The sequence below is a fragment of the Amycolatopsis sp. NPDC000009 genome, assembly GCF_055563465.1.
Genome location: NZ_JBVHDI010000001.1, coordinates 132,885 through 155,154, shown reverse-complemented (window position 1 = coordinate 155,154; position 22,270 = coordinate 132,885). Strand labels below are relative to the sequence as shown.

Sequence of the window (22,270 nt, the reverse complement as noted above, 5' to 3'; positions counted from 1 at the left end):
GCATGAACGGCGCAGATTCCACCTTCGAGAAGCAGGATCGGTGACGGGCGGGCGCGAACTCGGATACAGGAACCGAGTCCGCGCTCGCCCGCCGGAACGAGTGACCAGCAGGAAACTCGCACGACGTATACTAGCCATAGTAGTAGACGGCGTGCAATCCCTGTTCGCCCGCCGAACCGACCACAAACTCAGTTTGTCTACTATCATATATAGTAGAGTCTCATGCCGACCCCAGGAGGTGCAGTGGCCCGATTCTGCCCCCTCCGCGTCACGGCGGCGGCTTACCTGATCGGCATCCTCGACGAAGCCGAACGGGCTGACTTCGAACGCCACATTCGATTTTGCCGGGGTTGCCGCCAGGAAGTCGATGACCTGACACCCGTCGTCCGGCTACTCCAAGCCATGAAGGCCGACCTGTCAACCAAGAAGCGAACTCGGCATCCGTGAGCATCGGCCCATTTCCGCCTCACTGAAACGGCACGTGCCATGGCAGCGATCTAGCTACTAAAACCTATAGTAGATGTGTTGGGCGACCCGCAAGGAGTGACAGTGACGGTCTTCGGCACCCATGTGCCCATATCGAGCTGGACACTGGTCGCACTGGTCGCCGGCATCCTGATCAGCGTACCGCTGGCCAACCTGGTCGCGGCCCGAACCGGGTGGCACAGGACGTCCACCCTGACGACGCTCATGCTGCTCGCCGCCACGTTGGCCATCACGCTGACTCCCGGCGAAGACTCGGGCGTCATCGAGTATCACCCGTGTCTCACCGTCGGCAGCGCGGATCCGATAGGTGCGATCCTGCATTCCGGCGGCGGCCTCGGTGGCACCCTTCTGAACGCGTTACTGCTACTCCCCCTGACCTGCGCGGCGACACTCACGGTCAAGCGCGCGCTGCCGACGTTGCTTCTCGCGTTTCTGCTTCCCGCGCTCGTCGAAGCGCTGCAGACACTGATCCCTGGCCGCTACTGCAGTCTGTCCGACCAGGCCGCCAACACCGTCGGCGCCGTGCTCGGCGTGGCACTCGGCTACCTGCTGCTGCGACGGGCGGGCAGGCATCGAGCCGGTGACGCCACGACCGAGCAGACCCACGATCAGGGGCATGGGGACGCGCGGTGACCGAGCCCCTCACTCTGATGGCTGCGTGAGACCGGTGACGCCGCCAACTCGGCGGCAGATGGGTAACCTTGGGTCATGACGGTGAGCGCGCTCAGCAGAACCCAGCAGGTATTCCTGCTGGGTGTGCTCGCCTTTTGTCTCGTGGCGATGCATCACCTCACGGCGTCGACCGGCATGCCGGAGATGTCTCCAGCTGCGCAGGTCACCAGTGTGGGACACGGTGAAGGAACAGCCGCCGGCGAGCAGGACGGCGGCCATCCCACCGCACCGCACGACGACCACGGCTTTCTGCACCTGTGCCTCGCCGTACTCGGTGCGATCGGCGCCCTGATCGCGGGGCTGGGACTGCTTTTCCGGGTACGCCGGGCGCATCCGGTGTACCGACCGGCCGAACCGGCTGGCCCTCGCGCCCCTCCGCCACCATCCAGACCTCCCGACCGGCACGGCCGGCTGATTTTGAACTCCTTGTGCGTGTTGCGCGTGTGATGGACGGGTTCCTCGCCGATCACACTCATTTCAGCAAGACAAACAAGGATGTATTCACCATGCGCAAATCATTGATCGTCAGTGGTGTCGCCATGGCCGCCGCGCTCGTTCTCGCGGGCTGCAGCGGCAACGACGCCGGAATGTCCGGTATGGATCACAACTCGTCGGCGGCTCCGCCGGCCAGCCAGCAGGCCGGAAGCAACGCGGATGACGTCGCGTTCGCCCAGAAGATGATCGAACACCACAGCCAGGCGCTGGACATGTCCAAACTGGTGCCGTCACGGAGCACCAACCCGCAGGTCATCGACCTCGCGAGCCGCATCGAAAAGGCACAGGACCCGGAAATCCAGCAGATGAAGGGCTGGCTGACCGCTTGGGGCGCCGGCCCCGCGGCGAGCTCGAGCATGCCCATGGACCACGGCTCGATGTCAGCGACCCCCAGCGCGCCGAGTTCCACCATGGACCATGGATCCATGTCCGGCATGATGACCGAAGCCGAAATGAAGGAACTCGAGCAGGCCAAGGGTGCCGACTTCGACAAGATGTGGCTCGGCATGATGATCAGGCACCACCAGGGCGCGGTCGACATGGCGAAGACCGAACTCGCCAAGGGTTCCAACCCTGACGCCAAGGCACTAGCCCAGAAGATCATCGACGCCCAGGAGGCCGAGATCCGGGAAATGCAAGGCCTGCTCCCGCAGGGCTGATTCACCGCCACCGGGCCCTCCCGGACCCGAGATGCGTCGAAGCCGCCGTGAAAGGTGGCCCCCGAGGTGGATAGGAGGTCCGGGAAGCCTCCGAAGCGATCGAGCGTCTGGTGCGCTCCTCACTCCTTCGGCAAAACGAGCGGGCGGGTGACCTCATGTCACCCGCCCGCTTCTCATTCCGCCCTGGTCGCCGTGAACCCGGTCCGGACATGGGCTCCGTCGCAGAACGGCTTTTTCGCCGAATTCCCGCACCGGCACAGCAATTGAGTACGTCCGGTCAGCTCGTATTCCTCTCCGTCGTGGTCGACCAGCCGGACAGGCCCTTTCACCTGATACGGCCCGTTGTTCACGACCTTGATGACGACGGCTGGTTCAGCTCCGCTCTCCTCGGCCATCGACGTCAGCCGACCACCTCGTAGCCCGCTTCTTTGACCGCGGACCGCACCAGCTCCGCGTCGACCGGCCCCTCGCTCACGACGGTCACCTCCCCGGTGGCGATGTCCGCGTCGACGTCACTGACCCCGACGACACCGCCCACCGCGCTTGTCACCTTCCCCATGCAACCCGAGCAGGTCATTCCCTTGACCGTGTACACAGTGGTGTCCATCTGCTCTCACCCTTCGGTTCGACAAGTCGTCTCACGGCGGTCTCTTCGCGGCCGCGCCCCCACACTAACATTACCCCCGTAGGGTATGTAAAGCGTCAGTTGCCCTTGCCCTGCAAGGACTACCTTCGCCGAGCGCGAACAACTTCTCGACGCCAACAGGTTTCTCGGGGAAGGCACTGCCTGTGTCAGTGCCGAAGCGGTGACGGGTTCCCGGCACCGAGCTTGTCGGCCAGCATGGCCTGAAAGTGTGGACAGGTCACGATGTCATCGTGTTCGCAGTCCAGCGCGCAATCGATCAGATCCAGCGACACCTGCGCCTCGGCGATACGGCGTGCGAGCTCGGCCCGGTGCCGCGTCAAGATCTCGCGGCGTGTCGACGGGTCCGGCGCGGTCATCATCTCGCGGATGTCGTCGAGACCGAACCCGGCTTCCTTGGCACGGAGGATGGCCGCCACCCGGTAGAGATCGGCCAAGCCGTAGCGTCGGCGAGCACCCTCCACGCGGTGCGGCGCCAGCAGCCCCACCGATTCCCAATGCCGGAGAACGTGTGTCGCCAGGCCGAAACGTTCGGCAACGTCGCCGATGGTCAAGGCCGCCTCGTCGTCACTTGACTTCATGCCGACATTAAGTCGCACGATGGCGGCCATGTCCAACCACGCCGGCGCCGAGCGCCTCAACGAAGACCACGCCGCGGTCGACGCCCTCGTCGCGCTCCTCGATCGGATCGAGAATCTCGCCGCGGCGACCGCCGTCCGCGCCCGATCTTATGACCTGCTCGCACTACACCCCGGCGCATTCGTGGCCGATGTGGGTTGCGGAGCCGGTCGTGCTGTCGCAGAGCTGGCCGAACGGGGAGCGAAGGCAGTAGGCGTCGACCTCAGTGAGGAAATGATCGAAGTGTCACGGCGCCGTTGGCCGCAGCTCGAGTTCCATGTCGCCAGCGCTTACGAGCTGCCGTTCACCGACGGCGAGATCGCCGGGTACCGGGCGGACAAGGTCCTGCACGACCTCGACGACCCCGCCGCGGCACTCAGTGAGGCACACCGCGTGCTCACCCCTGGGGGACGTATCGTGCTTCTCGGCCAGGACTGGGACACCCTCGTCATCGACTCCGACACTCCGGCCGTCACCCGGGCCATCGTGCATGCCCGCGCCGACACCGTTTCCAGCCCACGTGCCGCCCGCCAGTATCGCAATCTTCTCCTCGACGCCGGCTTCACCGCGGTCGAGATCGAGGCTTACACCGGCGTCTTCACCGACGACACGATGTTGCCGATGCTCTCCGGGATCGCCGACGCCGCCCGCGCCGCCGGAGCCATCAGCCAGGAGCAGGCCGACGACTGGACCGCCGAGCAAACCCGACGTGCCCGCGACGGACGGATGTTCGTCGCGATTCCGCTCTTCGTGGCGTCGGCACAACGCGGCGCAGGAGATGCCGCTTAGGCGGTCAAGAGAAGTCCTCGGTCGCAGCGATGGCATCGTGGTCGCCCTGGTGCCGCCCGTCCAGGCACAGCACCTTGCGCAGCGCGGCGACCGAGGGCGAGCCGTCCGCCCGGCCGCCATGGTCCCGGTACAGCCGACAGGACACACTCGGCACGGCTCCGGCTTGAGCGAAAGGATCCACGCCATCGACGAGCAGGGTCGGGGACCCGGTCATACCCACCTCTGTCGCGGTTTCCAGGTTCTCGACGATCCGGCGCGAACGCTCGACAGGACCTGAATGACCGGCGAGTGCTTGATCAAGACGCCGTTCCAGGACCAGGGCGTTCGGACAGTCCGGTACCTGCAGGAGCTCCAGTCTCATCGAGATCCTTCCTCGTCGGCGCACAAGCCCACAGCGCTGCGACCAGTAGACCATTTCACCACCACGGACGAGCGACCGTCACCGGACAACTACTCTCCGGGGGTATGTGTCGCGCTTGTCACACAGCGCGGTTTACCTAAAACCCCTTGCGCCACAACGGAGCCGAGACGTAAAAATCTCTGACCCCATCAAGATCCTCCCGGCCTTGCCGCCCGGATCCGAGCCAGGAGCGAGCCGCATACCCCTGCTGGACAGGTACCCCCTACGGGTATATAGTTCTGCCCGAATCGACCGCAGGCCAGCTCAAGGAGGAGCCGTGCAACGTCTTCGTTCGCTCGATCCGGCCGACGCGACGGCCAAGTCCGCCGAGTTGCTCGGGGACATCATCGGCCGCCGCGGCTCGGCAGGCCGGATGGTCTCCGCAATGGCTCACTCGCCCGCACTGCTGCAGGGTTACCTCGACTTCTCGAGGGCCATGAAACGCGCCAAGCTTCCGCGGGAACTGAGCGAAAAGATCTCATTGGCCCTGCAGGAGTGGATCGGGTGCGCTTTGTGCCTCGACGCGCACACGCAGGCAGGCCTGAGGCTCGGCCTCAGCGAAGCCGACATCGCACTGGCCAGGCAAGGCACCTCGATCGACCAGCGCGAAGCGGCGCTCATCGCCTTCGCCGTGCGGGTTCTCGCCGAACCGGCGTCGCTCGGCGACGAGGACGTCGCCGAGCTGCGCGAGCACGGCTGGAGTGATCGGATCATCGCCGACACGGTGGGATTGGTTTCCCTCAACCTGCTGACCGGCTCGTTCAATCTCGTCGCCGGCCTCGAACCCGAAACCGACGAGCAGTCCACAAAGGAGACACACGTCCATGTCCACTGAACACGCTCACCACGGCCACGGCGAGCAGCACCAGCCGGAGCACCAGCACCACGGTGAGCACGGGGGCCACGAACACCACCAGCCTGGCAAGGTCTCCTGGGGTATGGCGGCGTCGGCCACCCTGCACTGCCTCACCGGCTGCGCCATCGGCGAAGTGCTCGGCATGGTGATCGGCACCGCGCTGGGCTGGAGCAACCTCGCCACCATCGTGCTCGCCGTCGCACTGGCGTTCGTCTTCGGCTACGCCCTGACGATGCGCGGCGTCCTGCGGGCCGGCGTCGGCTTCAAACAGGCCCTCAAGGTCGCCCTCGCCGCCGACACCGTCTCGATCCTCGTCATGGAGATCATCGACAATGGGGTGATGCTCGTCGTCCCCGGTGCGATGGAGGCAGGCCTCGCCAGCGGGCTGTTCTGGGGCGCGCTCGCCTTCGCCCTCTTTGTCGCCTTCCTGCTCACCACGCCGGTCAACAAGTGGCTCATCGGCCGCGGCGCCGGGCACGCCGTGGTGCACGCCTACCACCACTGACCTGCCAAGATCGAAGCCGTCGCCCTCCACGGAGCCGACGGTCGCCCTTCGCGCGGCGACCGTCGGCTCTTGGCTGTTTCCTGTGCTCATTTCCCGATCGCTCTACTACCCTATATAGTTGACCCTTGCGGCTCATCGAAGATCCACCCCAGGGGCTAGGAGTAGGTCGGAATGATCTTGCATCGCGCGAAGCGAACCGTCCGAAGACTCGAAACCACGGTGCAGCGCGTGCTCGCGACAGCGGGCGCCGCACACTCCGAAGCGAGGATGGTCGCCGACGCCGACGCCTACTGGTCGGCTCCGACCGCGAAACGGTGGACGGGAAATTCGCATTGGCGCGGCTCGGACACGTTCGAGGACAACGACCTGTGGCACCGCACCGGGAACGAGCACTACGCGAGGTTCGAACGCGCCGCGCGTACCGTCGAGTTCCAGCGGCCTTGGAATCGGATCGTCGAGTGGGGATGCGGCGGAGGTGCCAACGCCACGGTCTTCGCTCCGCGGTTCCAGGAGTTCGTCGGCGTCGACATCGCCCCCGAAACCTTGGCCGAATGCGCGAACCAGGTCGCGAAAGTCTGCGACACACCGTTCAGTCCGGTGCGCATCAGCGTCGCCGAACCGGAATCGGCACTGCAGACCTTAGACCTCGAGTCGTGTGATGCGTTCGTGTCCTTCTACGTGTTCGAACTGATCCCCACCCCGTCGTACGGAGCGCGCCTGCTGCGCATCGCCCACCGGATGCTGGCGCCGGGCGGCCTGGCGTTGATCCAGATCAAGTACGACGACGGACGCTGGATGTCCCGGCCCCGGATGCGCGGATACCAGGGCGACATCGCGGGGACCACCTATCCGATCCATCGTTTCTGGGAGCTGTCCGCACGTTGCGGGTTCACGCCGCGCACGGTGGAACTGGTTCCCCGCAACGAGCTTGACGAACGGTATGCCTACTTCACCTTGAGCCGATGACCACCTTCGGCGACTTGTCGTGAATACGGAACGCGAACGTCTGACCGGGCAACGCGATCAGGCCTTTCGCGATCTCGTCGCCCTGGAGGCGAAGACCAAGTCCGGACAGATCGACCCCGAGACGGCGGCGGATACGCGGGCGTCGTACGAGCAGGTAGCCGCCGACGCCATGAAGCACCTGCTACGCCTGGAAAATCCAGACAACTGAGCCCGCACACCACCCGTCTGCACGGGCAGCTCTGCATACCGGTTGTCGCCGCGATGCGGACGAGCTGACGTCGGGGCGTGGACCGCGGTCGACGTAGGACAAAGTCGCGGTGGACGCGATCCCGGGTACAGGAACCGGGACCGCGTCCACCGCGCCAGAGTGCGACCATCCGCGAAGAAGCCTCGCACCGCCGCAATACTATTTGACGTAGTAAGTAAGGCGCAAGACCGAATCACGGCCACCTGTAACCCAAGTCACCATTTCGGTCTTCTCGCCGCCACTTGCAGCACCGGACCTACCGAACACTCTCCCATACCTGGCTAGTACTAAACGTAATAGTGGACAAGACGGGCTCGTGACCCTACTGTGACCGCCGGGCCTTCGGGGCGGTCCACCACGACGCACGTTTCGCACGACAGGAGTTCAACAACCGTGACACCGCACCGGCGTCGCTCCATCGGGCATCCTCTCGCCGTCACCGCCGCACTCATGGCCATCGGTCTCGGCACGATCCCCGCGAGCGCGCAACCGGCGCCGCCACCGGCCGGCAGTCAGGATCCGATGAAGCGCTACCAGGAACTCGGCGCTCAGGCCTCGAAGGCCGACGAAGACTTGCTCGAGTCGCAGGACCAGCTGAAGGTCCGCGAGGCCGATCGAGACAAAGCGAACGCCGCGCTGGAGCAGGCCAACAGCAACATCGACAAGGCCCAGGCGGATATCGCGGCGTTCCGTCCCCAGGTCGACGCGATCGTCCGCTCCGCACTCAGCGGACAGCAGCTCAGCGGCGCGGTCACCTTGCTGGACAGTGGCAGCAGGCAGGAGTTCCTCGACCGGACCGCCGCGCTGTCGGTACTGGCCGACAACCGCGGCAAAGCTCTGAACGGCCTGCGTGAGGCTCTCGCGAAGGCCGAATCGTCGCGAACCGCCGCCGCGGCCGCAAAGGACACGGCGCAGAAGGCGGCGAACGACGCCGCATGGGCGGTCGAGCAGGTCCAGGATCGCAAGAAGGACCTCGACGGCCAGATCGCGAAAGTCCGCGAGGCGCTGAACGACTTGCCATCCTCGGACAAGGCGAAACTCGGCAAGGTGCAGGACAACGGCTCTTACCTCGGGCCGGCCGGTGCGGCGAACAACGCGTTGCAAGCCGCCCTGTCCAAACGGGGCTCCGAATACGAATGGGGTGCTACGGGGCCAAGCGAGTTCGACTGTTCCGGGCTGACCTCCTGGGCCTACAAGCAGGCCGGCATCAACATCCCGCGCACCAGCCGTCAGCAGTTCACGGCGGGCAAAGCGGTCCCCTTGGACCAGCTCATCCCGGGGGATCTGGTCTTCTACGACGACGGAACCGGCAACCCGGGAGCGATCCACCACGTCGGCATGTATGTCGGCAGCGGCAAGATGGTCGACGCCCCGACGGAAGGGCAGCTGGTCGACGTCCGGTCGGTCAAGGGAGACGGGCACCTCATGGGAGCACGGCGCATGGTCGGCTGATCCCGGAGCAGGCAGTATCCTTTCTCACGGAGGTGCCATGCAGGGATTAGGCGAGCTCGAAGCGTCGGTGATGGACGTGCTCTGGAACGCATCGGAGCCGATGCGGGTCCGTCAGGTGCTCGACGAGCTCAACAAGCGGCGCGACCTGGCGTACACCACGGTGATGACCGTGCTGGACAACCTGCACCGCAAGGAGCGGGTCGTCCGCGAAATGGAGAACCGCGCCTACTACTACCGGCCTGTGACCTCCCGTGAGGAAGCCGCCGCGCAGAGTCTTCGCGACCTGCTCGACTCCGTCGAGGACAGGGAATCGGTGCTCCTGCACTTCGCCCGTTCGGCGACGGAGGAGGAGACCGACATCCTCCGCCGGGGGCTGCGCCGGAAGTCCCGCAAACGATGATCCTCGCGGCGGCGCTCCTGCTCGGGGCCATGGTGATCGGCTGGTGGTCGCCGCGAGCGCTGAGCAGGCTGACCGCCGCGGGGATCGGTCCCGGCACGGCCATCGCCTGGTGGCTGATGACCGCCCTCGGCGTGATCATGGCCACCCTGGCCGGAGTGCTGCTCCTGGTGCTTCCGGGCCACGGCCCCGCCGACGCCATCACGGAGGCGCTTCACGACTGCTGGGCCGCGGTCAGCCACGACGGCCTGCCCGCCCTCGATCCCATCGTCGGAACGGCCGCGAGCGTCGTGATTCTGGCCGCGGCCGGGCGATTGGCCGTGACGTCGGCGGGACGCCGTCGGCGCAGCAATCTCCTGCATCGACGTCACCTGGACGCGCTCCGGCTGGTCGGCGTCCGAGATACCCGTCCTATCCCGACACTGTGGCTCCCCGAAGACGAACCGATCGCGTACAGCCTCGGCGGCCGCCAGGCCCTGATCGTCGCGAGCGAGGGCCTGGCTGGCCGTCTGTCGGAGCGGGAGCTGGCTGCTGTCCTTGCCCATGAACGCGCCCATGTCCACGGCCGCCACCATCTGCTGACCGGTTGCGCCGAGGTCATCGGCCGGACCTTGCGGTTCATCCCGCTCATGCGCATGCTGCCGTCGGCCGTCCGGTTGTTCGTCGAACTCGCCGCCGATCAGAGCGCCGCCCGCCAGTACGGACCTGAACCGGTCCGTTCGGCGCTGGTGTCGATCCGGTCGGTGGACGGGCCGCGGCGCGCGCTGGCCATGGCCGGCGGCGACACCGCCGTCCGGCTGCAGCACCTCGCCAGGCATGAGAACGGCGCGCGATTCACGGCCCGGCTCATCGCTGTCCTGGGCGGTGCGACGGCGCTGCTGACGCCGGCCTTGCTCAGCGTCGGCCTGCTGGCCGCGGGAAGCTTGATTTCCTGCCCTTGACCTCGCATCGCCTCATACCTTCGACGCGCGGTAGCCTAGCTCGCCGATAGCGGCGATCACCTCGTCCGAGGTGCTTCGGCTCGGATCCAGCTCGACGGTGCTACTCCCCTTCTTCTTGCTGGTCTGGGCACTTTGGACGCCAGGAAGATCCTCGAGTGCGTCGTCGATGAGCAGCGCGCAGCTGCCGCAGTGCATGCCTTCGACACGGAAGACGTGAGTCGTGGTCGCCATGTGGACTCCCTGGTCAGACGATCGTGATGGTGCCGGTGTACATGCCCATGCCGCAGGAGTAGTCGATCCGGCCGGGTCGCAGCGCGCCCAGGTCGATCTTCGTCTCCCCCTTGACCGGCAGGATCTTCTCGACGTCCCGGTCAGGGATGATGAACGACCGCACGCAACCCTGGGCGTTCTCGGACTTCACTACCAGCGTGGTCGGAACCCCTGCGCGGGCTTGGACATTTTCCGGGCTGTAAGAGCCCGTGCGTGCCGTGATCACCACGGTCTGCTGCCCGTCCACAGTGAATGCGGCAGAGGCGTCGGCCGATCCTCCGGATGCCCCGACTGTCTGGGCGATGCGGCTCGCGGCGACCGGCGAACCGGCGAGCTCGAGACCGCCGTTGAGGGTGTACAGCCCCATCGCCAGCACCACGAGTCCCGTGATCACGGCGAGACGGCCACGCCACGCGGTGGCGGCTTTGCGAGCGGCGTAACCAAGGATGGCGAACAACGGGCCGGTCCCCAGCACGAACACCGCCATCGTGGCGGCACCGGCCAGAGCGGATCCCGAGGTCAGGGCGAGCGCCTCCACCGACAGCGTCACCCCACACGGAATGAGCACGGTGGCCAGCCCGAGCAACGCGGGCGCCAACGCCGCCTGTGAACGGGTGCGGTTACGAACGATCTTCATCCAGGACAGCGGCGGCTCGATGACAATGCCCCGGAATCCAGGCACGCCGAGCTGGGCGAGTCCGAAGAGGATGATCAGCAACCCGGCACCGATCTGAAGCCACGTACGCGCGGTGACCGACAGTTCCACCGCACCGCCGACGGCACCCAGCAGCGCGCCGAGGACCGTATGCGACACCAGCTTGCCGGCCAGGAAACCGCCGACCGGAGCGAGATCGTCACCGAGTTGAGCCCGCCAGCCGGGCGTCTGCCGCGCCGTCGTGGTCGATCCCTTCGGACGAGACGACGACGTAGCGAGCTCAGTGGCCGCGGCACGCTGGCGAGTGATCAATCCGGTCAGCAGACCACCTTGCACGGCGGCGCACGACACACCACCGGCGAACAGGCCGGTGACCAGGACAGCTAACAGGTTCACGGAAGAAGCCTCCTGCGAGGTAGAAAACGTAAGGGGATCCCCAGCAGAAGGCTGGAGTCGAGCGTCGATGCCCGTGCAGACGGTCAAAAGACCCGAGCGCGGGCAGACTTCTCCTACGTGCGCAGCAGGCAGAGTTCGGACAGGCTGAGTCCGCGTGGCCGAACGGAACGGTGGACCGCGACACGGACCACCCGGAAAAGCCTGGCGAAGCCGTTCTGCCGCGCGGGCAGCACCCCCGCGATCGCGGCGGCCACCGCGAGGATGAACGCCAGGCAAGTGGCGAGCACGCCGCCCGATGTCGGCGAATCGGGTGCGTGCTCCATCGAGGTCGGCGCCAGGACTTCGGCCGAGTGCGGCGCGTCCGCCATCGTGGTGTCGTGGTCGGCGACCATGCCCACGTCGCCGGACGAGTGCATGACGGCCATCCCGTCGGTGCACTGGAAGCCGAGCGCGAACGCCAGCCCGGCGAAGACTGCGGCCACGACCGCGAGCCGCGCGAGGTGACCTCGTGCGGCTCGGCGACTGAGGCGCGGGCCCGTCATGCCGCACAGATTACGGCGCTCGCCGGTCAAATCCGCGTTCACCCCGGCAGGCAGTGTCCGAGAGGTACGATCTAGCCTAGTAGGACTGTCGCATGCCGAGCACAGATCCGAGGAGCCTGCCATGTCGCGCTGGAAGCTGACGACGCTCGCCGCGATCGGCGTCCTGCTCACCGCCTGCAGCCAAAATCCGCCACCGCCACAGGCGAACGACCAGCCCTCGGCCGATCCCGGCCTCGCGCACGTACACGGCCTCGGCGTCGATCCCGCTGACGGAACCCTGTACGCGGCCAGCCACCACGGCCTGTTCAAGGTCCCCGCGGCAGGCGCGCCCCAGCGAGTGGGCGACAGCCGGCAGGACACGATGGGTTTCACGGTCGTCGGGCCGAAGCATTTCCTCGGCAGCGGGCACCCCGATCCCCGCCGCGGCGGCCCTGGACATCTCGGCCTGATCGAAAGCACGGACGCCGGTCTGAGCTGGCGGTCACTCTCACTCGAGGGCACCGTGGATTTCCACGCCTTGGAGGCGAAGCACGGGCAGGTGTACGGCTACGACAGCCAGTCCGGCCAGGTCCTGGTGTCGACCGACCGCACCGCTTGGGACAGGCGTGCCCGCTTCGCGTTGGCCGACTTCGCCATTTCGCCGACCGATCCGAATCTCATACTCGCGACCACACGGGAGGGCCCTGCCCGAAGCACTGACGGCGGGCGCACCTTCACTCCGGCCCCCTCCGCGCCCCTTCTTCAGCTGCTGGACTGGCCGAACGCGACGACACTCGTCGGTGTCGCGCCGGACGGCGCCGTTCACACGAGCCAGGATTCCGGCGTGACGTGGTCGCCTCAGGGAACGGCGCCTGGGCAACCGAGCGCTCTGCTCGCGACCGGAGCCGGCGAGATCCATGTCGCGACCGACAACGGCATCCACACCTCGCGCGACGGCGGCCGAACCTTCACGATGCGCGTCCCGATGAGCTGACCGGCGCGAAGTTTCATCGCGCCGAAGCAGCGCGGTCTTGTTGCCTGCGCCAGCCGTAGCGTGTCAGGCCTCGAGGTTTGGCCACCGACAGGATCGTCGCCACGATCAACACCACCAGACCGCCGAGGGAATGGGGCAGCGAGCCCGGTAGCAGGCGTGGATCGGCGCCGGTCGCGGCGACTTCCGCCAGCGCGTCGATCGTCCGCAGTTCCACCAGCAGCACGATGGTGGCGACGACGGTGAGCAGGAGCTTCACCACCACCCAATAGTGGCGGAACAAGCCCCATGACGTGCCCAGCGCGTTGAGAATGCCGACCAGCACCGACGCGAGCGCCAACGGAAGAATCACGCTCCACGCGATCAGCTTCATCGCAAGGAACGCGGCGCGCACGGTCGGCACGTCCTGGCTGATCACCGCCGTGAGGTCGAGAGCGACGTAGGCGACGACAGCGCCGAGCCAGCCGACCGACGTCACGACATGAGTCGTGAGGACGACCTTGCGAACACTTGGCGACAGCGTCATCCGCGGTTCACAATTCCGGCGGGCGCCGAGCCGCCACCTGGCAGATGACGTCCTGGGCCGTGCTCCCCACCGAGGCCGGTGAGCTGCAGTATCACGAAAAGCACGATCAAGATCCCGATGATGATCGCGGGCACCTTCACCCAGCGAGGCATGCGCGGCGGTTCGGTCATGTCCGCATCCTTTATCAATACACTGTGTCTACAGCGGCTCATAGTGTCACAGCAGGGTCGTGATGTATAGTCGGCGAGGTGCCGAAGCTGTGGAACGAGACGATCGAAGCGCATCGCCGCGAGGTGCGCGAAGCGATCCTGGACGCCACATGGACCCTGACCTCCGAGCGAGGTCTGCTGTCGGTGACGATGTCCCAGATCGCCGAGCACGCCGGTATCGGGCGCGCGACGTTGTACAAATACTTCCCGGACGTGCAGGCGATCCTGCACGCGTGGCATCGCCGGCATGTGGTGGCACACCTGGAGCATCTTTCGGCCCTACGTGCCGCGTCCGACGACCCCGAAAAGCAACTACAGGCGATTCTCAACGCCTATGCGCTCATCTGCCACCACCGGGCGCGTCACGCCGCCGAACTCTCGGCCCTCCTGCATCAGGGCCAGGACACCGACGAGGCGCAGCACCAGGTACACGACTTGATCAGCGAAGTGCTGGCCGAGGTCGCTCGGACCGGTGGCATCCGAGACGACGTCGCCGTCGGCGAACTCGCCACCTACTGCCTGCACGCCCTCGCCGCGGCCGCCGATCTGACCTCGGAGCCCGCCGTCCACCGGCTCGTCACGGTCACCCTCGCCGGGCTCCGCCACTAAGGCCGCCCGGACGCGCCAACTAGGTTGCCTAGTAGGGTGACGGCCCGCGGGTTTCTGAAACACCCGCGTCATGCGGACCGCACTGGAGGGATACGCGCCGCCCATGGAGCACGACAAAGACCCGGCCGGAGGGGTGTCGGGAGAGGACGAGTCGACACAGCAGCTCACAGCTGTCACGCCCACGAACACTGCCGGCGCCGAACCCGCCGAGACGACCGGGCTGCTCGGGCGACGCCGGACTCTCGCGATGTCGGCCGCGGTCCTTTTCGGACTCCTGGCCGTCGTGTACGGAATCGACCTGGCGGTGACGAGCGGTGACGTACCTCGGGGCGTATCCGTCGCGGGGATCCCCGTCGGGGGAATGACCACGGCCGAAGCGGATCGGAAACTGCGGGACGCCATCGAGCCACGGCTGGGACAACCCCTTCGCCTGTTTGCCGATGACACGGAACGGACGGTGGCCCCCGGCGCGATCGGGGTCAACGTGGACTGGACCGCGACGCTGCAGCAAGCCGGGTCGCAGTCGTTCAATCCGTTCGTCCGGATCTCGTCCCTCTTCGGCTCACGAGACTTCGACGTGGTGACCCGCGCCGACGACCAGGCCGTCGACAACCTGGCGGAGGAGTTCCGCCGCAGTGTGGACCGGGAACTCGTCGAGGGCGAGGTCCGCTACGAAGGCCTGAAGCCACTGGCAGTCGAGCCGGCGGCAGGCCGCAAGGTCGACGTCGCGCAGGTCAAAGCCGCATTGAGGACGGGCTGGGCACGGGAAAGCACGATCCGGCTTTCGGTCGAGACCATCGTCCCGAAGGCGACCAGCGAAAGCGTTCAGACCGCTCTGAACACGGTGGCCGGACCGGCCGTGGCGAGTCCCATGACGGTTCAGGGCGACGGCGTCACGGCGACCATCGAACGCCACGCGATCGCCGCCGCACTGACATTCAGCCCGAAAGCCGACAGCGTGCTGATCCCCAGCCTCGACAAAGCCAAGGTCAAAGGCGCGCTCGACGACGAACTTCGTCCGACGGAGAAGGCCGCGCAAGACGCACGCGTCGTCTTCGACGCCGACCGTCCGACCGCACAACCCTCCGTCGACGGCCGCGTCGTCGACTGGGACCGAACCGTGACCGCGCTACAGGACGGCGTCGTCCGCCCGGCCGACCGGGTGGTCAAGGCCGAGTACAAACCCCTGCCGGCGAAGACGGCCACTGCCGACGTCGGCGCTCTCGGCATCAAGGAAGTCGTCGGTGAGTTCACCACCAAAGGTTTCGCCAGGGACTCCGGGATCAACATCCGCACCGTTGCCGAGAAAGTCGGCGGCGCGATCGTCGGAGCAGGGGAAACGTTCAGCCTGAACGACCACACCGGCCCGCGAGGGAAGGCACAGGGTTATGTCGAGGCGGGAGTCATCGAGGACGGCGTGCCGTCACGCGAAGTCGGCGGGGGCATCTCCCAGTTCGCCACGACGTTGTACAACGCCGCCTATTTCGCGGCCATGACCGACGCGGGCCACAAGGAGCACAGCTTCTACATCAGCCGCTATCCGGCCGCACGCGAGGCCACGGTGTTCCAGAACCCCGACGGCAGCAGCGTGATCGACTTGAAGTTCAAGAATGACCAGCCGACCGCGGTGGCCATCCAGACCATCTGGACGCCTTCCTCGATCACCGTGCGGCTATGGGGAACGAAGCGATACAACGTCGAGTCCATTCCCGGGGCGAAACACGACTACCGCAGCCCGCCCACGATCACCAAGGAGTCCGGCGGCTCCTGCAAACCCGTGAAGGGCGTCGCGGGGTTCGCGGTCTCGGACACGCGGGTGATCCGCGACCTGTCCGGCCGGGAAGTCAGCCGTCAGACCAGGAACGTGCGCTACAACCCGGAACCGAACATCCTGTGTCCCGGCGGCGACTAGCGCCTCACCGCCGCTGTCATCGGCCGGCTCTGGCGCTGGGATCATCACCGGCTCGCCTCTTCCGGTGACGTCCTCCCCCTGTCGATTCCACGGGGGCACGTGGCCCAGGAGGCTCCGGTCGCTGTGTTTCCACGGCGTCATCCGGTTCATGCTGGCGCAGCACACGCAGCAACAAGTCGTAGATCGGCGTCTGACTCATCGATCACCTCACCGTCGAACCACCTGATCACTGACACGCCAATACTATCCAGCCTAGTAACACTTCGGCGAGAGACTGACGAGCTTTGCCCAACCTTGCACGCATACCCCGTACAGGTATATACGTGGATATGCAATGGAAGCGAAGCAGGGAGAGGCACAATGCACTCGGACAGCTACTTCACTCGCGATGGCGCGAAGATCGCCTACCAGCTCACAGGTTCCGGTTCGCCGGCCGGCTACGCCCACGGCGTCCCACTGAGCCGGGCCGCCGTCCGGCGCTCCGGACTGTTCGATTTCGATGCACTGGCGGAGCGACATCGCCTGCTCACCTACGACCACCGCGGTCACGGGGAGTCGACGGGACGACCGGTCGCCGACGACTACCGCTTCGAAAACTTCACCCGCGATCTACTCGGCCTGCTCGACGCAGTGGACATCACCGAGCCCATGGACTTCGCGGGCTCTTCGCTCGGTAGCGACGTCGCACTGCGGGCCGCGCTCGCTGCCCCGGAGCGCTTTCACCGGCTGGTATTGATGATTCCGCCAGTAGCCTGGGAAAGCGGTGCCGCGCAGGCGAAACAGTGGTACTTCGACAGCGCCGACGAGATCGACGCGCACGGCGCCGCCGCCTGGCGGGAACAGTGGGCGAACGCCGACCCACTCCCCATCTTCGCCGGAAACCCGATGCCCGCCTTGACTCCCGACGTCAGCGACGAGCTTCTCTCTTCGATCCTCAGAGGCGTCGGCAGGTCGGACTTGCCCGATCCCGACGCGATCGCGACGTTGACTCACCCCACGTTGATCCTCGCCTGGGACACCGATCCCCTGCATCCCGTCTCGACCGCCGCGACGCTGCACGAACTGCTTCCCCGATCGGAACTCCACGTCTCGACGTCCGCGGAGGACGTCCTGACCTGGACACGAAGGATCACTGATTTCTTCGCGTGATCTCATCCTGGGAAGGTCGCGAGGATCCCACCGGCGATGAACGCGATCAACCACTCGCGCTCGGCCGCGGCGGATCGGCTCGCCTCCGCCTGGCGTGGCCAATCCACCTCCGCGAAGGTCCCGGACTGCTGAAGACCGAGCAGTCCGAGCATGCTCGTGAAGGCGAATCGGGCGTGGTCCTCACCGCCGGGCACGATGGCACCCAGAGCGGCCAGATAGCGCCCTTCCACGGGATCGACCTGCTCGGCGAAGACCTGCCGGATCCGTGGATCGGGTTCGCCGATGACCCGGCCGAGGAAGCGCGCGACGTGCGGACCGCCCCGGCCATGCCCATCGGCGAGTTCCCATCCCGGCTCGACGAACGCGCGCACCAGCGCGGCCACGGTCGGCGGTTCGGCGGCGGCCTCGAGTTCGTCCAGCCGACGGCGACGCTCCTCGTTGACCGCGCGCATCGTCTGGTCTATCACCGCGCGCAGCAGCCCCTCCTTCGAGCCGAAGTGGTAGTTGACCGCGGCGATGTTCGCACCGGCTTCGTCGGTCAGCGCTCGCAGTGACGTCGCGGCGATACCTCGCTCGCCGAACAGCCGCACGGCGGTTTCGATCAACCGCTCTCGCGTCGATCCTTCTTCCTGCTTCTCAGCTCCGGCCATCCCACTCCTTCCCCGCGACTGGGAATCATGCTACACAGGATTCAAACGCACGTTTAAAACGACCGTTTGAACTGGAGTGACCATGGCGAGTTCACGAAAGGCGATCATCGTCGGCGCGGGGATCGGCGGTCTGACGGCCGGCCACGCCCTCCGACGCGACGGATGGCAGGTGGAGATCTACGAGCAAGCCCCCACCATCGCGCCGGTCGGTGCCGGGGTGGGTATCGCGCCCAACGCCGTCAAGGCTCTGGACCACCTGGGGCTGGGAGACGACCTGCGCGCACGCGGACGGCGCCAGGAAGCGCTGGAGATACGCCTCCGAGGAGGCAAACGAATCACCTCGGTGCCCGCTTCCCGCTTCGAGAACCGCTACGGCGCCGCGTTCTACGCCCTGCACCGCGCCGAACTGCATCGGCTCCTCATGACGAAGTTCGATCCAGCCACTCTCCACACCGGCCATCGCGCCACAGCGGTCACCTCCGGTTCCCGTACGGCCACGGTCACCTTCAAGACGTCCAGCGGAATGGCGTCGGAGACGGCAGATCTGGTCATCGCGGCCGACGGCGTCAACAGTCCGCTGCGTTCAGCCCTGCTCCCCGAGTATCCCGGGCCGACGTACGCGGGATACACGGTCTGGCGGGGCATCGTGCCCGAAGAAAGGGCCACAGCACTGGCCGTGCCGCCGGTCCTGTCGGAAACATGGGGACGCGGCGCCCGTTTCGGTCACGCCACGATCAACGACGGTCAGGTCTACTGGTTCGCTTGCGAGAATCTGCCGGAGCATTCCGCTCCCGAAGCCGACCTCGACAAGATCGCCGCACGGTTCGCGGACTGGCACGATCCCATCCCCGCACTCTTCGCCGCCACACCCGAGAACGCCTTACTGCGCCACGACGTCTACTACCTCCGGCACCGCCTGCGAGAGTTCACCATCGGCCGCGTGGCCTTGCTGGGCGATGCGGCTCACGCGGTCACACCCGACATCGGCCAGGGCGCCTGCCTGGCGGTCGAGGACGCCGCGACGCTCGCCAGCGCGATCAAGGACGCCGGTGTCGACGACGGACTGCGCCTCTACGACAAGGTCCGAAGGCCACGCACGGAGCGGATGGCACGTACCTCCGGCAGGCTCGGCCACCTCCTGCAGACTCGCAACCGCTACCTGGGCTGGTTGCGTGACACCGCTGCCTCGGCACTGCCATCGCCACTGGTGGTCGGTGCGGCCGGCGCCGCCTTCTCCTGGAATCCACCCTTGGGCTCGGCCAAGCCGAGCAGGGCAGGCCACTACGTCAAGTAGTAGAGTGAGTCGCTCAAGCGTACCTACGGCGAGGAGGTGTCATGTTCGGTCTCGGCGAACTCGAGGGCGCCGTCATGGACGTCCTCTGGCGAAGCGAAGCGCCCGCGAAAGTCCGTGATGTGCTCAAGCGGCTCGATACCGGCAAGGATCTCGCCTACACGACCGTGATGACGGTGCTGGACAAACTGCACCGGAAGGGCTGGGCACGCCGAGAACTGGAAGGCAAGGCCTACCTCTATGTGGCCGCGCTCAGCCGTGAAGAAGCCGCGGCGCGCGCACTACGTGAGGTGTTGAACGCCTCCGGCGACCCCGAAGCCGCTCTGCTGCACTTCGCCAACGCGGCGTCCGGCGAAGAACGCGAGACGCTGCGTAAAGCCCTCGGCAACCCGGACGACGATCGATGACAGCGGCCACCGCCACGATCGGCGGATAGCGCCTGCGACACAAGGCGCTTCGGATGGCGCCCGTCAACCAAGGCTCCTAGGCTGCTTCGTAGCGAAGTATCGGAGGGTCTGGTGCGAGCACAGCGAAGTACGCGATGAACGCCCTCGCGGTGTTCGTGGTGACGGCGACTGTGGCGGCCCTGGCGCTGACCGCGTACGCCCTCGCTCGCGCTGTCCGGCTCGGTCCGCCTGCCTCCGACCAGGCGCCGTTCCTGTCCGGCCACCGGCCCGTCGAGCACGCGGTGTCCCGGTTCCACGTGCGGTGGTACACGCTGACCATGGTCTTCCTCGCGTTCGACATGGAGATGGTCTTCATGTACCCGTGGACCTTGGTCGTGTCCCAGGTCGGCACCACGGCCGTGGTCGAAATGTTCCTGTTCCTCGGCCTGCTCTTCGCGGGCGTCTGGTACGCACGACGTGAGGGCGTGCTGCGATGGGCTTGAGCGATTGGCTGCTGCGCCATACTCCCGTCCGCCCCTTGATCGTGACCGTTCCCGGCTCGACCGCGCTCCGACTGGCCGTCGAACGCCGGGTACGCCTCAACGGCTGGCTCCCGGCCGACAACCCCGCCTCGGCGAACCTGCTCGTTTTGGCCGGCCCGGACGGTTCCGCGGTCGAACCGTACGCCGAAGCGGTATGGGAGTCGATCCCCGCACCTCGGGCACGGACACGCGTCACCGGCGACGACGTGGGGTCCATCCTCCGAGCCGCTGCGGACGAGCTGCGAATCCTGGAGCTGCAGCGAACGCGGATCCTGACGTCGGCCATGTCCGCAATGGACGGTCACGACGTTGCCGCCGACCATCACCACATGCCCGATATGTCAGCGGACGAGCATTCCGGCCATGAAGGGCATGGTGATCACAGCGGGCATGACATGAGCGGCATGGAGATGCCCGGCGGTATCCCGATGTCCGATCGCTCCCCTGACCGGGACGGCCTCAAGCTGGACGTCCTGCACGTCTCGGTCGGGCCCGTTCTCGCGCACTGGCCCACGGGACTCATCGCCCACCTGGAACTGCAGGGCGACATCGTCCAAGACGCGCGGGTCGAACTGCTCGCCGCGGTTGCTCCGGCCGGGCAATCCTTCTGGAGCGACGACACGGTCGATCCGGCGGAAGCCGCCCGTCGCTCCTGCGGCCGCGGGCTCGACGGCAGCGCGAAGCTTCTGGCAGTGGCGGGCTGGGATCATGCCGCCGCCACGGCACGGAGACTCCGCGACGAGATCCTGTCCGGCGACCACGGTCAGGCTGTCCTCCGGCGGTTCACCGCCTTCAAGCGGCGTGTCGGTGGCTCCAGGGTGCTGCGGTGGTCCCTGCGCGACCTCGGTGCGCTGTCCGGCCCGTCCTGGGTGGACACCGACCTCGCCGGCGACGCTGCGGACCGCCTGGCCAACTGGCTGAGCCGTGTCCACCAGGATCTCGAGCAGCTCGCGAAGGGCGGCATCCCGACGGTGCGGCGTCCCGCCAGGCCCGAGGCGGTGCTCGACGCGTTGCCCGCGCTGGTGACCGGTCTCGAGTTCGCCGACGCGCGGCTCGTGATCGCCAGCCTCGACCCGGACACCGACCAGGTGAGGGCGCGAAGTCACCATGGCTGACGTGCTCCCCTGGTGGGGCGGCCTGCTGCTGCCCGTGATCCTCGCCGTCTTCGCGCTGGCGGCCGCGTCCGCCCAGGCTGTGCTCGCGGCGCGGGACAACGGCCTCCCTGCCATGCCGGCCTTGACCACTCCCCTGCGCGAAACCGCGGGTCTGTTCGTCCAGCAACGACGGACCACACTGGCAGCGGACCGTCTGCTGTGGCGCGGTGGCGCGGTGCTGCTGGTCGTGGCTTCGGTGCTCGCCTCGCTGGTGACCCCGCTCGGTGGCTGGACCGTCGCGGACTTCTCCATCGGGGTGGTGTGGTTCAACGCGATGGAGGCGGTGGCCTGGGCCGCGGTCTGGCTGGTCGGCTGGGGTGCGAACTCGGCCTACGGCCTGGTCGGGGGCTATCGGTTCATCGCGCAAGGGCTCGCGTACGAGCTCCCGCACATGTTCGCTCTGATCACGGCCGCGCTCGGCGCGGAGTCCCTGCGGGTTTCCGACATCGTGGCGGCGCAGGAGTCCCTGTGGTTCGCGGTGTGGATGCCGGTCGCCTTCGTCGTGTATTTGGCGTCCGCCTTGGCGATGGCTTTCTGGGGTCCGTTCGACCAGCCGGCGGGCCGGGACATCGCGGGTGGGGTGACGGCCGAACTGTCCGGTGTGGACCGTCTGCTCTTCGCCGCCGGCCGGTGGCTGCTGCTGGTCTCGGCCGCGGCGTTCGCGGTTCCGCTGTTCCTCGGCGGCGGGGCGGGGCCTGTGCTGCCGTCGTGGTCGTGGTCGCTGCTCAAGACCGCGGCCGTCCTCGCCCTCTTGCTCTGGGTGCGACGCAGGCTGCCCGCGCTGCGCATGGCGAGGTACCAGGAGATCGCCTGGATCGTGCTGATCCCGCTCACGCTCCTGCAGGCGCTCGTCGTCTCGATAGTGCTGCTCACCCGGTGAAGG

At 66.8% G+C, this 22,270-nt stretch carries 31 protein-coding genes; 21 read left to right on the top strand and 10 right to left on the bottom strand.

Annotated elements, in window-relative coordinates; genetic code table 11:
• Window positions 1-243 precede the first annotated feature (243 nt).
• The 4 genes from ACZ3HL_RS00825 to ACZ3HL_RS00810 all read left to right on the top strand — a co-directional run bounded on the left by ACZ3HL_RS00825 (window position 244) and on the right by ACZ3HL_RS00810 (window position 2,312).
• The gene (locus tag ACZ3HL_RS00825) at window positions 244-447 is read left to right on the top strand and encodes a zf-HC2 domain-containing protein (RefSeq protein ID WP_465527871.1); all 204 of its coding nucleotides are present in this window, start codon (window positions 244-246) and stop codon (window positions 445-447) included.
• 102 nt (window positions 448-549) lie between these two features.
• Window positions 550-1,119, top strand: coding sequence for a VanZ family protein (locus ACZ3HL_RS00820; protein ID WP_465527869.1), 570 nt, complete (start codon window positions 550-552; stop codon window positions 1,117-1,119).
• A 75-nt stretch (window positions 1,120-1,194) separates the two neighbouring features.
• Complete coding sequence (locus ACZ3HL_RS00815; protein WP_465527867.1) at window positions 1,195-1,605, top strand: DUF6153 family protein; 411 nt, start codon at window positions 1,195-1,197, stop codon at window positions 1,603-1,605.
• A gap of 59 nt (window positions 1,606-1,664) precedes the next feature.
• Window positions 1,665-2,312, top strand: coding sequence for a DUF305 domain-containing protein (locus ACZ3HL_RS00810; RefSeq protein WP_465529067.1), 648 nt, complete (start codon window positions 1,665-1,667; stop codon window positions 2,310-2,312).
• Window positions 2,313-2,485: 173 nt separating this feature from the next.
• Here the strand turns inward: ACZ3HL_RS00810 and ACZ3HL_RS00805 are convergent, their stop codons facing one another.
• The 3 genes from ACZ3HL_RS00805 to ACZ3HL_RS00795 form a co-directional block, all read right to left on the bottom strand.
• The gene (locus ACZ3HL_RS00805) at window positions 2,486-2,707 is read right to left on the bottom strand and encodes a CDGSH iron-sulfur domain-containing protein (RefSeq protein ID WP_465527865.1); all 222 of its coding nucleotides are present in this window, start codon (window positions 2,705-2,707) and stop codon (window positions 2,486-2,488) included.
• 5 nt (window positions 2,708-2,712) lie between these two features.
• Complete coding sequence (locus tag ACZ3HL_RS00800; protein WP_465527863.1) at window positions 2,713-2,919, bottom strand: heavy-metal-associated domain-containing protein; 207 nt, start codon at window positions 2,917-2,919, stop codon at window positions 2,713-2,715.
• Window positions 2,920-3,104: 185 nt separating this feature from the next.
• Window positions 3,105-3,566, bottom strand: a complete 462-nt coding sequence (locus ACZ3HL_RS00795) for a helix-turn-helix domain-containing protein (protein WP_465527862.1) — start codon at window positions 3,564-3,566, stop codon at window positions 3,105-3,107.
• Here ACZ3HL_RS00795 and ACZ3HL_RS00790 point away from each other — a divergent pair.
• A complete protein-coding gene (locus tag ACZ3HL_RS00790; RefSeq protein ID WP_465527860.1) occupies window positions 3,565-4,362 on the top strand; it encodes a methyltransferase domain-containing protein in 798 nt (265 codons plus the stop codon). The genes ACZ3HL_RS00795 and ACZ3HL_RS00790 overlap by 2 nt on opposite strands.
• 4 nt (window positions 4,363-4,366) lie before the next feature.
• Here ACZ3HL_RS00790 and ACZ3HL_RS00785 read toward each other — a convergent pair whose 3' ends face one another.
• The gene (locus ACZ3HL_RS00785) at window positions 4,367-4,723 is read right to left on the bottom strand and encodes a hypothetical protein (RefSeq protein ID WP_465527858.1); all 357 of its coding nucleotides are present in this window, start codon (window positions 4,721-4,723) and stop codon (window positions 4,367-4,369) included.
• A gap of 316 nt (window positions 4,724-5,039) precedes the next feature.
• Here ACZ3HL_RS00785 and ACZ3HL_RS00780 point away from each other — a divergent pair, with 316 nt between their 5' ends.
• From ACZ3HL_RS00780 to ACZ3HL_RS00750, 7 genes are all read left to right on the top strand, one after another.
• Window positions 5,040-5,597, top strand: coding sequence for a carboxymuconolactone decarboxylase family protein (locus ACZ3HL_RS00780; protein WP_465527856.1), 558 nt, complete (start codon window positions 5,040-5,042; stop codon window positions 5,595-5,597).
• Window positions 5,587-6,123 (top strand): DUF4396 domain-containing protein, encoded by a 537-nt coding sequence (locus ACZ3HL_RS00775; protein WP_465527854.1) that lies wholly within the window; start codon window positions 5,587-5,589, stop codon window positions 6,121-6,123. The genes ACZ3HL_RS00780 and ACZ3HL_RS00775 overlap by 11 nt, the downstream gene beginning before the upstream one ends.
• A 171-nt stretch (window positions 6,124-6,294) precedes the next feature.
• A complete protein-coding gene (locus ACZ3HL_RS00770) occupies window positions 6,295-7,089 on the top strand; it encodes a class I SAM-dependent methyltransferase (RefSeq protein WP_465527852.1) in 795 nt (264 codons plus the stop codon).
• A gap of 19 nt (window positions 7,090-7,108) precedes the next feature.
• Window positions 7,109-7,297 carry a hypothetical protein gene (locus tag ACZ3HL_RS00765; RefSeq protein ID WP_465527850.1) on the top strand — a complete coding sequence of 63 codons (189 nt, stop codon included), beginning with the start codon at window positions 7,109-7,111 and terminating at the stop codon, window positions 7,295-7,297.
• Window positions 7,298-7,729: 432 nt separating this feature from the next.
• Entirely contained in the window at window positions 7,730-8,788 is a 1,059-nt protein-coding gene (locus tag ACZ3HL_RS00760) for a C40 family peptidase (protein ID WP_465527848.1), read from the top strand.
• Window positions 8,789-8,825: 37 nt separating this feature from the next.
• Window positions 8,826-9,188 (top strand): BlaI/MecI/CopY family transcriptional regulator, encoded by a 363-nt coding sequence (locus ACZ3HL_RS00755; protein ID WP_465527846.1) that lies wholly within the window; start codon window positions 8,826-8,828, stop codon window positions 9,186-9,188.
• Window positions 9,185-10,126: a M56 family metallopeptidase gene (locus tag ACZ3HL_RS00750; RefSeq protein WP_465527844.1), complete on the top strand. Its 942-nt coding sequence runs from the start codon at window positions 9,185-9,187 to the stop codon at window positions 10,124-10,126. Before ACZ3HL_RS00755 ends, ACZ3HL_RS00750 begins: the two co-directional genes overlap by 4 nt.
• A gap of 12 nt (window positions 10,127-10,138) precedes the next feature.
• On the opposite strand, the gene ACZ3HL_RS00745 is transcribed toward ACZ3HL_RS00750, so the two are convergent.
• From ACZ3HL_RS00745 to ACZ3HL_RS00735, 3 genes are all read right to left on the bottom strand, one after another.
• Window positions 10,139-10,357, bottom strand: a complete 219-nt coding sequence (locus tag ACZ3HL_RS00745) for a heavy-metal-associated domain-containing protein (protein ID WP_465527842.1) — start codon at window positions 10,355-10,357, stop codon at window positions 10,139-10,141.
• A gap of 13 nt (window positions 10,358-10,370) precedes the next feature.
• A complete protein-coding gene (locus ACZ3HL_RS00740; protein ID WP_465527840.1) occupies window positions 10,371-11,447 on the bottom strand; it encodes an urease accessory protein UreH domain-containing protein in 1,077 nt (358 codons plus the stop codon).
• 113 nt (window positions 11,448-11,560) lie between these two features.
• On the bottom strand, window positions 11,561-11,989 hold the full coding sequence (locus tag ACZ3HL_RS00735; protein WP_465527838.1) for a hypothetical protein: 429 nt from the start codon (window positions 11,987-11,989) through the stop codon (window positions 11,561-11,563).
• Window positions 11,990-12,110: 121 nt separating this feature from the next.
• On the opposite strand from ACZ3HL_RS00735, the gene ACZ3HL_RS00730 reads away from it, so the two are divergent.
• Entirely contained in the window at window positions 12,111-12,962 is an 852-nt protein-coding gene (locus ACZ3HL_RS00730; protein WP_465527836.1) for a F510_1955 family glycosylhydrolase, read from the top strand.
• Between the two features lie 13 nt (window positions 12,963-12,975).
• Here the strand turns inward: ACZ3HL_RS00730 and ACZ3HL_RS00725 are convergent, their stop codons facing one another.
• Complete coding sequence (locus tag ACZ3HL_RS00725) at window positions 12,976-13,437, bottom strand: DUF2269 domain-containing protein (RefSeq protein WP_465527834.1); 462 nt, start codon at window positions 13,435-13,437, stop codon at window positions 12,976-12,978.
• A 44-nt stretch (window positions 13,438-13,481) separates the two neighbouring features.
• Complete coding sequence (locus tag ACZ3HL_RS00720; RefSeq protein WP_465527832.1) at window positions 13,482-13,655, bottom strand: hypothetical protein; 174 nt, start codon at window positions 13,653-13,655, stop codon at window positions 13,482-13,484.
• Window positions 13,656-13,733: 78 nt separating this feature from the next.
• Between ACZ3HL_RS00720 and ACZ3HL_RS00715 the strand changes: the two genes are divergently transcribed.
• The 3 genes from ACZ3HL_RS00715 (at window position 13,734) to ACZ3HL_RS00705 (ending at window position 17,364) form a co-directional block, all read left to right on the top strand.
• Window positions 13,734-14,303: a TetR/AcrR family transcriptional regulator gene (locus ACZ3HL_RS00715; RefSeq protein WP_465527830.1), complete on the top strand. Its 570-nt coding sequence runs from the start codon at window positions 13,734-13,736 to the stop codon at window positions 14,301-14,303.
• Between the two features lie 70 nt (window positions 14,304-14,373).
• The gene (locus ACZ3HL_RS00710) at window positions 14,374-16,215 is read left to right on the top strand and encodes a VanW family protein (protein ID WP_465527828.1); all 1,842 of its coding nucleotides are present in this window, start codon (window positions 14,374-14,376) and stop codon (window positions 16,213-16,215) included.
• Between the two features lie 360 nt (window positions 16,216-16,575).
• Window positions 16,576-17,364, top strand: coding sequence for an alpha/beta fold hydrolase (locus tag ACZ3HL_RS00705; protein ID WP_465527826.1), 789 nt, complete (start codon window positions 16,576-16,578; stop codon window positions 17,362-17,364).
• A gap of 2 nt (window positions 17,365-17,366) precedes the next feature.
• Here ACZ3HL_RS00705 and ACZ3HL_RS00700 read toward each other — a convergent pair whose 3' ends face one another.
• On the bottom strand, window positions 17,367-18,014 hold the full coding sequence (locus ACZ3HL_RS00700) for a TetR/AcrR family transcriptional regulator (protein WP_465527824.1): 648 nt from the start codon (window positions 18,012-18,014) through the stop codon (window positions 17,367-17,369).
• An 82-nt stretch (window positions 18,015-18,096) separates the two neighbouring features.
• On the opposite strand from ACZ3HL_RS00700, the gene ACZ3HL_RS00695 reads away from it, so the two are divergent.
• From ACZ3HL_RS00695 to ACZ3HL_RS00675, 5 genes are all read left to right on the top strand, one after another.
• The gene (locus ACZ3HL_RS00695; protein ID WP_465527822.1) at window positions 18,097-19,308 is read left to right on the top strand and encodes an FAD-dependent monooxygenase; all 1,212 of its coding nucleotides are present in this window, start codon (window positions 18,097-18,099) and stop codon (window positions 19,306-19,308) included.
• Window positions 19,309-19,349: 41 nt separating this feature from the next.
• A complete protein-coding gene (locus ACZ3HL_RS00690) occupies window positions 19,350-19,712 on the top strand; it encodes a BlaI/MecI/CopY family transcriptional regulator (RefSeq protein ID WP_465527820.1) in 363 nt (120 codons plus the stop codon).
• A 134-nt stretch (window positions 19,713-19,846) separates the two neighbouring features.
• Window positions 19,847-20,194 (top strand): NADH-quinone oxidoreductase subunit A, encoded by a 348-nt coding sequence (locus ACZ3HL_RS00685; protein ID WP_465527818.1) that lies wholly within the window; start codon window positions 19,847-19,849, stop codon window positions 20,192-20,194.
• The gene (locus ACZ3HL_RS00680; protein WP_465527816.1) at window positions 20,185-21,348 is read left to right on the top strand and encodes a hypothetical protein; all 1,164 of its coding nucleotides are present in this window, start codon (window positions 20,185-20,187) and stop codon (window positions 21,346-21,348) included. The genes ACZ3HL_RS00685 and ACZ3HL_RS00680 overlap by 10 nt, the downstream gene beginning before the upstream one ends.
• The gene (locus tag ACZ3HL_RS00675) at window positions 21,341-22,267 is read left to right on the top strand and encodes a complex I subunit 1 family protein (RefSeq protein WP_465527814.1); all 927 of its coding nucleotides are present in this window, start codon (window positions 21,341-21,343) and stop codon (window positions 22,265-22,267) included. The genes ACZ3HL_RS00680 and ACZ3HL_RS00675 overlap by 8 nt, the downstream gene beginning before the upstream one ends.
• Window positions 22,268-22,270 lie beyond the last annotated feature (3 nt).